The 10,651-nt window shown below is 68.1% G+C and carries 13 protein-coding genes; 9 read left to right on the plus strand and 4 right to left on the minus strand.

All coding sequences use genetic code 11. The features are described 5' to 3' along the window. The 9 genes from G3N96_RS35295 to G3N96_RS35335 all read left to right on the plus strand — a co-directional run. The coding region (locus G3N96_RS35295; protein WP_206140061.1) for a nitroreductase at positions 1-634 on the plus strand (634 nt) is incomplete at its 5' end. A gap of 146 nt (positions 635-780) precedes the next feature. After that, complete coding sequence (locus G3N96_RS35300) at positions 781-1,269, plus strand: hypothetical protein (protein WP_206140062.1); 489 nt, start codon at positions 781-783, stop codon at positions 1,267-1,269. A 5-nt stretch (positions 1,270-1,274) separates the two neighbouring features. Continuing rightward, entirely contained in the window at positions 1,275-2,090 is an 816-nt protein-coding gene (locus G3N96_RS35305) for an endonuclease/exonuclease/phosphatase family protein (protein WP_085041888.1), read from the plus strand. A 98-nt stretch (positions 2,091-2,188) separates the two neighbouring features. Next, positions 2,189-2,836 carry a LysE family translocator gene (locus G3N96_RS35310; RefSeq protein ID WP_011353500.1) on the plus strand — a complete coding sequence of 216 codons (648 nt, stop codon included), beginning with the start codon at positions 2,189-2,191 and terminating at the stop codon, positions 2,834-2,836. A 235-nt stretch (positions 2,837-3,071) separates the two neighbouring features. After that, entirely contained in the window at positions 3,072-3,842 is a 771-nt protein-coding gene (locus G3N96_RS35315) for a ferredoxin--NADP reductase (protein ID WP_089426542.1), read from the plus strand. 416 nt (positions 3,843-4,258) lie between these two features. Further along, positions 4,259-5,074 carry a quorum system sensor histidine kinase RqpS gene (gene rqpS, locus G3N96_RS35320; RefSeq protein WP_206140063.1) on the plus strand — a complete coding sequence of 272 codons (816 nt, stop codon included), beginning with the start codon at positions 4,259-4,261 and terminating at the stop codon, positions 5,072-5,074. A gap of 7 nt (positions 5,075-5,081) precedes the next feature. Then, the gene (gene rqpR / locus G3N96_RS35325; RefSeq protein ID WP_059232953.1) at positions 5,082-5,738 is read left to right on the plus strand and encodes a response regulator transcription factor RqpR; all 657 of its coding nucleotides are present in this window, start codon (positions 5,082-5,084) and stop codon (positions 5,736-5,738) included. A 218-nt stretch (positions 5,739-5,956) separates the two neighbouring features. After that, on the plus strand, positions 5,957-7,363 hold the full coding sequence (locus G3N96_RS35330; protein WP_124582042.1) for an amino acid permease: 1,407 nt from the start codon (positions 5,957-5,959) through the stop codon (positions 7,361-7,363). 258 nt (positions 7,364-7,621) lie between these two features. After that, positions 7,622-8,647 carry an XdhC family protein gene (locus G3N96_RS35335; RefSeq protein WP_124582039.1) on the plus strand — a complete coding sequence of 342 codons (1,026 nt, stop codon included), beginning with the start codon at positions 7,622-7,624 and terminating at the stop codon, positions 8,645-8,647. 110 nt (positions 8,648-8,757) lie between these two features. Here G3N96_RS35335 and G3N96_RS35340 read toward each other — a convergent pair whose 3' ends face one another. The 4 genes from G3N96_RS35340 to G3N96_RS35355 all read right to left on the minus strand — a co-directional run. Continuing rightward, positions 8,758-9,492 carry a PepSY-associated TM helix domain-containing protein gene (locus G3N96_RS35340; RefSeq protein WP_085041894.1) on the minus strand — a complete coding sequence of 245 codons (735 nt, stop codon included), beginning with the start codon at positions 9,490-9,492 and terminating at the stop codon, positions 8,758-8,760. Positions 9,493-9,510: 18 nt separating this feature from the next. Then, a complete protein-coding gene (locus tag G3N96_RS35345; protein WP_206140064.1) occupies positions 9,511-9,723 on the minus strand; it encodes a hypothetical protein in 213 nt (70 codons plus the stop codon). 38 nt (positions 9,724-9,761) lie between these two features. Then, positions 9,762-10,079, minus strand: a complete 318-nt coding sequence (locus tag G3N96_RS35350; protein ID WP_089431830.1) for an EscU/YscU/HrcU family type III secretion system export apparatus switch protein — start codon at positions 10,077-10,079, stop codon at positions 9,762-9,764. Next, the coding region (locus G3N96_RS35355) for a flagellar hook-length control protein FliK (RefSeq protein ID WP_206140065.1) at positions 10,076-10,651 on the minus strand (576 nt) is incomplete at its 5' end. The genes G3N96_RS35355 and G3N96_RS35350, both read right to left, overlap by 4 nt.

The following is a 10,651-nucleotide window of genomic DNA, read 5'->3' on the forward strand; positions in this document are numbered from 1 at the left end:
CGCGTTCCTGCCGACGCCCGTGCCGCGCGACACGCTCGAGGCGATCCTCGAAGCCGCGAGCCGCGCGCCGTCGGGCACCAACATCCAGCCGTGGCGCGTGTACGTCGCGACGGGCGCCACGCGCGATGCGCTCGCCGCCGCGCTCACCGCGGCCCACGACGATCCCGCGCGCGACGAGAAATACGTCGCCGAGTACGACTACTACCCGCGCGAGTGGGTGTCGCCGTATATCGACCGGCGCCGCAAGGTCGGCTGGGACCTGTACGGGCTGTTGAACATCGGCCGCGACGAGAAGGCGCGCATGCATGCGCAGCACGCCCGCAACTTCCGCTTCTTCGATGCGCCGGTCGCGCTGTTCTTCACGCTCGATCGCGTAATGACCTACGGTGCATGGCTCGACTGCGGGATGTTCCTGCAGGGCGTGATGACGGCCGCGCGCGCACGCGGGCTCGATACCTGCCCGCAGGCCGCGTTCGTGCCGTTTCACCGGATCATTACCGAACACCTCGGCATTCCCGCCAACGAGCAGCTCGTCTGCGGGATGTCGCTCGGCCATGCGGACCCCGACGCGATCGAGAACCGCCTCGTCACCGAGCGCGCGCCCGTCGCCGAGTTCACGCGCTTTTTCGCTTGAAAACGCATGACGCGGCCTTACCTTTCGAACAGGAACGCATCGTGCGGCGAACCTGCGGCGACGCGTCCCGTCACATCGCGACCGAAATCGATCGGGCGTAAGATGTGCGTCCGTTCCCCGCTATTCCGCGTTTCCGGAGACGTTTCATGCTGAAACACGGCCTGGCCGTCCTGCTCGCGAGCGTTGCGCTCGCCGCCCATGCGCAGAGCCCCGCACCGGCCTCCGTCGCGTGGGAGATCCAGGTGGTACGCGACGGTCAGACCATCGACACGTTCCAGCAGCGCACCACCGTGGGTCAGACCCGTACCGATACCCATCGCTATCCGTCCGCCGTGCCGGTCGGCTGCGGCAATGCCGCGCGCGTCGTGCCGACCGAGCGTTCGCGCACGGTGACGGTCGCGCCGCTCACCGTCGATGCCGACGCGAACACGGTGTCGCTCGCGCTCGACGTGCAGGAAACGATCGACGACGAAGGCGCGAAGCCGGCCGATCCGTGCGTGCCCGCGTCGCCGCGGCAAATCGTCGCGAGCCACCCCGGCCTGACGGTCGGCGCCGATGCGTGGACCGACTGGACGCTCGTCGAGCAACATCCGCACCTCGTGTACCGCGTGCGTGCGCACGTCGCAAAGGATTGAGCGTCATGTCCGCCGACGCCCTGTCCCTGCCGTTCGCCGAACCGCACGCCGCACCCGACGAAATCACCGCGGTGAGCTGGAACCTGCACAAGGGCCGCTCGCCGCTCGGCTTCACCGCGTGGAACGCGATGCGCAACTGGATGCAGTCGACGCACGCCGACGTGTATTTCCTGCAGGAAGCGATGGCGCGCCGCATGCCGCGCCCCGTGCTCGCGCCCGGCTTCGGCGCACCGATGGACGACGCGGTCGACGACATCTGGCACTGCCAGGCCACCGAGATCGCGCATGCGCTCGACTGGCAGATCGCGCTCGGGCCGAACGTGTTCAAGCCGTCGTGGCGGCACGGCAATGCAATCCTGTCACCGCATCCGCTCGACCTCGGCGGCCGCTGGGACATCTCCGCGCACCGTTTCGAGCGGCGCGGGTTGCTGGTCGCGCGCGCGACGCTCGCGGGCGCCCGCCCGGTCACGCTGCTGTGCGCGCACCTCGCGCTCACGCGCGCCGCGCGGCTGCGCCAGATGCACTGGATCGCGCACTGGATCGTGCGCAACGCAGGCGACGGCCCGCTGATGCTCGCCGGCGACTTCAACGACTGGCGCAACGATTCGGTCGCGCTGTTCGGCGAGATCGGGCTGTCCGAGGTCGCGACGCTGCTCGGCGAATCGGGCCGCACGTTCCCCGCGTTCTCGCCGGCGCTCGCGCTCGACAAGATGTTCGTGCGCGGGCTGACGCCGCTCGAATGGCGCGCGCCGTCCGGCGAAGCCGCGTGGCTGTCGGACCACCTGCCGTACATCGCGCGCCTGCGCCTCGATCCGCAATAACGCGCCCGACCTCGGCCCGCTCACAGCCGGATTGCGCGACGCGCGCTACATTAACGCCTTGCCCATTCCGCTCCGCCCCGCCGCCGGGCCGCGCCGCCATGACCTACCTGCCGATTCTGCTGCAAATCGCCGTCGTCTATCTCGTCGCGGCGATCACGCCCGGCCCGAATTTCTTCATGATTTCGCAACTGTCGCTCGCGGGCCGGCGCAGCCTCGGTGCCGCGTCGGCGCTCGGCGTCGGCACCGCGTCGATCGCCTGGGCAACGCTCGCGATGCTCGGCCTCGCGGCCGTGCTGCACCAGGTCGAATGGCTGTACGAGGCGATCCGGATCGGCGGCGCCGTGTACCTCGTGTATTTCGGCTTCAAGCTGCTGCGCGCGGGTGTGCGCCGCGATACGGCACCGGCCGACGCACCCGACGAACGCGCGCCGCTGGCCGCGCCGCACGCGCGCGACTACCTGCGCGCGTATCGCAGCGGCCTGTTCACCTGCCTGACGAACCCCAAATCGTGCGCGTTCTGGACCAGCGTGTTCGCGGCGATGCTGCCCGCGCACGTGCCGCTGTGGTTCAACGGCGCGGTGCTGGTGACGATCGGCGTGCTGTCGGCCGGCTGGTATTCGTGCGTCGCATACCTGTTCGCGAGCCCGCGCGCGCAGCGCGGCTACCGGCGCGTGCGGCGCCCGCTCGACGCGCTGTGCGGCGTGGCGCTCGTCGGCCTCGGCGCGAAACTCGCGGCCGAGCGCTGAAAAACTGAAAGGCGATTGAAATAATTCGTTGCGCCAAATCCGCGCGGCCGCGGGGGTCAAGCCCGCGATCCGCGTCAACAGGGTAAAATAACGAGTTCCTCAATCGTCTGTCATCGAGAAGGCGCGTGTCCGACGCGCCGGCCGGCCGATCCGTGATCGGGCCGTCGCACTCGGTTTTTTTGCCCGTTTTTGGGCCCGTTACTCGCGTTCGCTACGCGCGTCCGTTTTCAAAGCCATGAGCAAATACGACACCGCCACCGTCCAATCCGTCCATCACTGGACCGACACGCTGTTCAGCTTCACCTGCACCCGTGAGGCGAGCCTGCGCTTCAACAACGGCGAATTCACGATGGTCGGCCTCGAGGTCGACGGCAAGCCCCTCGCGCGCGCCTACTCGATCGTCAGCCCGAACTACGAAGAGCATCTCGAATTCTTCAGCATCAAGGTGCAGAACGGCCCGCTGACGTCGCGCCTGCAGCACCTGAAGGTGGGCGACACGGTGCTGATCGGCAAGAAGCCGACGGGCACGCTGGTCGCCGACAACCTGCTGCCGGGCAAGACGCTGTGGATGCTGTCGACGGGCACGGGCCTCGCGCCGTTCATGTCGATCATCCGCGACCCGGACATCTACGACCGCTTCGACAAGGTGATCCTGACGCACACGTGCCGCCTGAAGGGCGAGCTCGCGTACATGGACTACATCAAGCACGACCTGCCGGGCCACGAGTACCTGGGCGACATCATCAAGGAAAAGCTCGTCTACTACCCGACGGTCACGCGCGAAGCGTTCGACAACGAAGGCCGGATCACCGACCTGATCGCGACGGGCAAGCTGTTCACGGATCTCGACGTCCCGCCGTTCTCGCCGGAAAACGACCGCGTGATGCTGTGCGGCAGCACCGCGATGCTGAAGGACACGACCGAGCTGCTGAAGCAGGCCGGCCTCGTCGAAGGCAAGAACAGCGCGCCGGGCCACTACGTGATCGAGCGCGCGTTTGTCGACTGATCGATCCCCAAATTTTGCGCGTCATCAAGAACCGGAGCGAAAGCTCCGGTTTTTTTTCGTCCCTACTTGGCGAATTCGTAACAAATTGGGATCATCTCATCTCAAATAGTTACATTTGGATACGTCATCGTCCGGTGCTCGGGTGTCAGTGTTTTTCCTACAACACCTTCATTCCGATTATTCACATTTACCCTTAAATGTCCGCCTGACATGACCTTTTCAGAAATTTTGAGATATTATTCGCCGCGCGTGGTTGCCGTTCGGATGAGAGTGGAAGGGTCGGATGCAAGTGTTACAAGACGTAACTTTTGTTACCTCGGCAGGGGGCGATTCTCTGGCGGCGACCGTCATCGAAACGGCAGCCGATCCACGCAGCCAGCCGGTGTCTGAACCGCTTTCTGACAGCAGGGAGAGTCATGGATACGTCGCTTAACGCGCCTTTGGGCGCCCACGCCCCGTTCCCGTCGCAACAGCGCGTGCCGGGCTGCGTCGCGACTCCGCCCATTGCCGACGCCGCGCCGAAACGTGGCGCCTCCGCCGCGCGGATCGCAGCGCTGTCTGCCCAGTTGCTCGCCGCCGACGAAGCGGCCCGCCGCCACCTGGCCGGCGAGCTGCACGACGGGCTCGGCGCCGAACTCACCGCTGCGCGTTTCGCGCTCGCAAACGTTCAAACGTGGCTGCCGGCCGATGCGCCGGACGGTTGCCTGCGCGCGCTGGAACTGGCGCAGCAGGCGCTCGACGCCGCGACCGACGCGAATCGCCGGCTGATCGACGAGCGCGACACGCCGGCGCTCGACGCGGGCCTGGTCGGCGCGCTGTCGTCGTGGGCCGACACCCATGCGGCACGCACCGGCCTGCGCACCAGCTTCGTCTGTGCGGCCGACGCGCGCCTGACGCAGATCGCGGGCGCCAGCGCGCTCGCGGTGTTCCGCGTCGCGCAGGAAGCGTTGTCGAACGTCGCGAAACACGCACGCGCGACGTCGGTCGACGTGCGCATCGCCGCCGACGGCACGCACCTGTCACTGATTGTCGCCGACGATGGGACCGGTTTCTCCCGAAGCCGCCGCACCGGCTACGGTCTGGCCGGCATGCGCGCCCGCTGCGAGGCGTTCGGCGGCAGCTTCGAGACGGCCACGCCGGCAACCGGCCACGGCACGCGCGTCACCGCGCGCTTCGCTTGGGATTCGCTGCTCGCGGTGCCCGTCGTGGCCCGCCGCGCGTCGCTTTCGTGAGGTCGTCATGAGCCTGAACATCCTGCTGGTGGACGATCACGCGATCGTCCGGCAAGGGATCCGCCAGTTGCTGATCGACCGTGGCGTCGCGCGCGACGTCACCGAGGCCGAAACCGGCGGCGACGCGATGGCCGCCGTCGACAAACAGGAATTCGACGTGATCCTGCTCGACATCTCGCTGCCGGACACGAACGGCATCGAGGTGCTCAAGCGCCTCAAGCGCAAGCTGTCGCGCACGCCGGTGCTGATGTTCTCGATGTATCGCGAGGACCAGTACGCGGTGCGCGCGCTGAAGGCCGGCGCGGCCGGCTACCTGTCGAAGACGGTCAACGCCGCGCAGATGATCGGCGCGATCCAGCAGGTCGCGGCCGGCCGCAAGTACGTGAGCCCCGCGATGGCCGAGGCGCTCGCCGAATACGTGTCGTTCGAGAACGAACCGCTGCCGCACGAGAAGCTGTCCGACCGCGAATACCAGACGCTCTGCATGCTCGCATCGGGCAAGCGGCTCACCGACATCGCGAACACGCTGTCGCTGTCCGTGAAGACGGTGAGCGTGTACCGCTCGCGGCTGCTCGAGAAGATGCGGCTGTCGAACAACGCGGAGCTCACGTTCTACGTGATGAGCAACCGGCTCGTCGACATGGCGCCCACGGCCGGCGCCTGATTCCCCCACGTTTCACCCGATTCGTCCGGGCCAGCGACGCGGCACATGCCGCGTCACCGCCCGCTGTCGCCCGCCTGAAGCGCAAGCGCTTGTTTTATCGGACGATTTTGTGACACAGCGCTGCGCTGCAGCGGGTCTTGCGCGCCAAATCGGCTAAAATTACGGGTTTTCACTCAGTCAGCGCTACCGCGCCCGCGCGCGCTGGCGATTCATCCGCAATGTCTCTCTTCCGCAAGAAAAACGTCGATCGCATGATCGCCGGCGCGCATGCCGCCGGGCTCAAGAAAGCGCTCGGCGCGATCGACCTCACCTTCCTCGGCATCGGCGCGATCATCGGCACCGGCATCTTCGTGCTGACCGGTACCGGCGCCGTGCAGGCCGGCCCCGCCCTGATGCTGTCGTTCGTGATCGCCGCGATCGCGTGCGGCCTCGCCGCGCTGTCGTACGCGGAATTCGCGTCCACCATTCCCGTCGCCGGCTCGATCTACACGTATTCGTACGCCACGCTCGGCGAGCTCGTCGCGTGGATCATCGGCTGGGACCTGATGCTCGAATACGGCCTCGCGTCGTCGGCCGTGTCGGTCGGCTGGTCGGGCTACCTGCAGTCGCTGCTGCAGGGCTTCGGGCTCACGCTGCCCACCGTGCTGACGGCCGCGCCCGGTGCGGTGCCGGGCGTCGTCACGTGGTTCAACCTGCCCGCGTTCCTCGTGATGATCGTGATCACGACGCTGCTGTCGATCGGCATCCGCGAGTCGACCCGAATCAACAACATCATGGTGTTCATCAAGGTGTCGGTCGTGCTGCTCGTGATCGCGGTCGGCGTGTTCCACGTGACGCCCGCGAACTGGCAGCCGTTCATGCCGCACGGCTGGAACGGCGTGTTCGGCGCGGCGGCCGTGATGTTCTTCGCGTTCATCGGCTTCGACGCGGTATCGTCGGCGGCCGAGGAAGTGAAGAACCCGAAACGCGACTTGCCGATCGGCATCATCGCGTCGCTCGCGGTGTGCGCGGTGCTGTACGTGACGGTCGCCGCGGTCGCGACCGGCATCGTGCCGTCGGCCCAGTACGCGAACATCTCGCACCCGATCTCGTACGCGCTGCAGAAGGCCGGCGAGACGTGGGTGGCAGGCTTCATCGATCTCGGCGCCGTGCTCGGCATGCTGACCGTGATCCTCGTGATGAGCTACGGCCAGACGCGCGTGATCTTCGCGATGTCGCGCGACGGGCTGCTGCCGGCAGCGCTGTCGCGCGTGCACCCGCGCTACGCGACGCCGTTCCTGACGACCTGGCTCGTCGGCCTGTTCTTCGGGCTGATCGCCGCGCTCGTGCCGCTCAACGTGCTCGCCGAGCTGATCAACATCGGCACGCTCGCCGCGTTCTCGATGGTGTCGATCGCCGTGCTCGTGCTGCGCCGCACGCATCCCGACCTGCCGCGTGCGTTCCGCTGCCCCGGCGTGCCGGTGGTGCCGATCCTCGCGGTCGCGTCGTGCCTGTTCCTGATGTTGAACCTGCAGCCCGTCACGTGGGCCGCGTTCGGTATCTGGCTCGTGATCGGCCTCGTGATCTACTTCCTGTATTCGCGCCACCACTCGAAGCTCGCGCACGGTCACCACGACGCGCACTGAGCGACGTATCGGCGCGCGCAGACCGCGCGTCGGACGAACACCGCGCGGGCCCATCACTGGTGCCCGCGCGTTCCCGAACCGGCCGTGCGCCGCTCCCCCGATCGACCGCTGTCCGATCGTCGCAATATCTTGCCCGATTCTCCGGATTTGCTCGCACGAGCCAGCGCGCCGCCTGCACGTGCGCGCCGCGCGGTTCATAATCGCGCCATCGAACGGCGGCCCGCATCGGCGGTGTCGCCCGGCAACAGGAAGAAGATGATGGAAAGCGTCGATCTCGATGTATTGAAATCCAGCGCGCGCTGGCTCGACGAAGGGCGCCGCGTGCTGCTCGTGACGGTCGTGAAGACGTGGGGCTCGTCGCCCCGCCCCGAAGGCGCGATGCTCGCGGTGCGCGAGGACGGGCTCGTGGTCGGCTCCGTGTCCGGCGGATGTATCGAGGACGACCTGATCGCCCGTGTGCATGCAAGCGGGATCGCGGCCGATGCGCGCCCGGAAGCGCTCAAGTACGGCGTGACGGCCGAGGAAGCGCACCGCTTCGGGCTGCCGTGCGGCGGCACGATCCAGCTCGTGCTCGAGCCGCTCACGCGCGACAGCGGGATTGCCGCGCTGTGCGCGGAAGTCGAGGCCGGCCGCCTCGTCACGCGCACGATGACGCTCGCGACCGGCCGCGCATCGCTGTCGCCCGCGCAGGCGGCCGACGGGCTCGCGTTCGACGGCGAGCGGCTCGTGACGATCCACGGGCCGCGCTACCGGATGCTCGTGATCGGCGCCGGCCAGTTGTCGCGCTATCTGTGCCAGATCGCGGTCGGGCTCGACTACCAGGTGACGGTGTGCGATCCGCGCGAGGAATACACGGATGCGTGGGACGTGCCGGGTACGCGCGTCGTGCACACGATGCCCGACGATACGGTGCTCGACATGAATCTCGATGCGCGTTCGGCGGTGATCGCGCTCACGCACGACCCGAAGCTCGACGATCTCGCGCTGATGGAGGCGCTGAAGACGCCCGCGTTTTACGTGGGCGCGCTCGGCTCGCGGCGCAACAATGCGGCTCGGCGCGAGCGGCTGCGCGAATTCGACCTGAACGAAGCGGAACTGGCCCGGCTGCACGGGCCGGCCGGCATCTACATCGGGAGCCGGACGCCGCCGGAAATCGCGATCTCGATCCTCGCCGAGATCACCGCCGCGAAGAACAACGTGTCGCTGCCGACGATCCTGCAGGTCGAGGGCGCGAAGGCCGCGCGCGAGATCGCGGCGAACAGCGGCGCGGCCTGCGGGCTCTGATCGCTACCGACGCCGGCGCGTGGTCGCGCCGGCCAGGCGTCAGCGACGGGCGAAGCGGACGAAACAGACGAAAGCGCACACGCCGGCGCCAGGCCGGCGCGTGCCGCCGATCAGGTCAGGCCGGCGGCCAGCGCCGCGGCGACCGAACCGACCACCAGCACGACGCCGACCGTGCGGCGCTTGTTCAGCTCGGTCCACAGCAGCACGCCGGTCAGCGACAGCAGGATCAGCGAGCCCGCGATCGTGTCCATCAGCAGCACCCAGCCGAGATTCATCCCGACGCCGCGATGCAGGTTGTTCAGCGTCGTCAGGAACGTATTGCCCGTGCGTTTCACCGCGACGTAGCCGTTGCCGACCCAGTATTCGGCCTGCAGGTTCTGGTGCGGGCCGAACAGGCCCATCTGCCAGTGCTCCGGCTGCATCACGCGCTTGTCGCCCCACGCGACGGGCTGCGCCGGCTCCTTGCGCATGCGGCCCGGCTTGCCGTCGAAATGCAGTTCGTGCTGCAGCCACTTCGTCATCGCGGCGGGCGTCTTCGGCGCCGGATCCGGCAGCGCGATCTGCATCTCCTCGACCTGCGGCTCGCCGGTCGAAATCTTCAGCGGCGGCGCGCGGTGGTTGAGCAGCACGCCCGTCACGCCGAACAGCAACCCGAGCACCGCGCCCCACAGCCCGACCCAGCCATGCACCTTGCGCAGCCACTTGATGAAGGTCGCGCGGCGCGAACGCTGGCGGCGCGCGGCCAGTTCGTCGTCGCTCAGCGGGCGGGCCGCCGGATGCAGCACGGTGACGCCGGCGCGGGAAGTCCCCGTCTTGGGCGGATTGATCGTTTCGGGCGCGTTCACGCGAGAGATTCCATTCGTTCAAAACAACGGGCGGCGCGCAAAGCGTGCGCGCCGCCCGGGCAGCATGAAAATGAGAATGGATATCATTACACAAATCACTGGCCGGCTCAATCCGCCCGGATACGTCGCGGCAAGCCCGCCGAGCGAGGAAATGCCGGCGAAGCGCGCGCATTGCAGCACGATACCGATCGATAGGCGAAAAATACCGACAGAATGACCTTGCAAGGTCAAGGCGGCATTTCGTAAGAAATCGCGCGGCGCACCGCCGTTCAGCGCAACGGCGGCAGCGGAAAGCGCGATGCGGCGGCGTCCGGCGCGGGTTCGGTACGGTCGAGCGAGTACAGCCACGCGAGCAGATCCGCGACCGCCTGGTAGAGCTGCGGCGGAATCCGGTCGTCGAGATCGACCTGCATCAGCAGCGACACCATCTCCGGCGCCGTATGCACGTACAGCCCGGCATCATGCGCGCGCGCGACGATCATCTCGGCGAGCGCGCCGTAGCCCTTCGCGACCACGCGCGGCGCGGCATCGCCGCCCTTCGGATCGTAGACGAGCGCGGCCGCGCGCTTGCGGGACGTCATGCTCATGGCAGCGCCTCGTCGTCGGTATCCGGCACACGCGTCGCCGGGCCGCTGGCCGACGCCGACGCCGAACCGCGTGCATACGCGGCGGCCGCCGCCTGGGCCGCAAACAGGTCGAAGCCGTCCGGGCCGTCGTCGACCGCGCGGATCGACAGCCCGCCCACCTTGAGCCCCGACACTTCGAGCCGCTGCCGCAGCGCCGCCTCGTGCCGCGTGAGGCGGTCGGCACCCGTCTGGTTCGCACGCAGCCGCGCGACGAGCTGCGTGCCGTTCAGCACCAGCTCCGCGTCGACCGTGCCGAGCGATGGCAACGTCAGCGTGAGGCGCGTGCGCCAGGCGATGCCGTCGCCCGTGTCGCCGTCGCCGCGCGGCGCACGGTTGCCCGGATCGTCGGGCTCGATCGTCCAGTCGAGCCGCGCGCCGGGCCACGCCTCGCCCGCCCAGCGGAACTGGTCGGTCGCGAGCGCGTCGAGCTGCTGCCTGACGAGCGGCACGGCGGCCGGATGCACGGTCGCGAGCGTCTGCGCCTGCGAATCGGACGACGCGGTGGCCAGCTCGGCCCGCGCTGGACCAAGGTA

The organism is Burkholderia sp. Se-20373 (assembly GCF_017104705.1).
Taxonomy (GTDB): domain Bacteria; phylum Pseudomonadota; class Gammaproteobacteria; order Burkholderiales; family Burkholderiaceae; genus Burkholderia.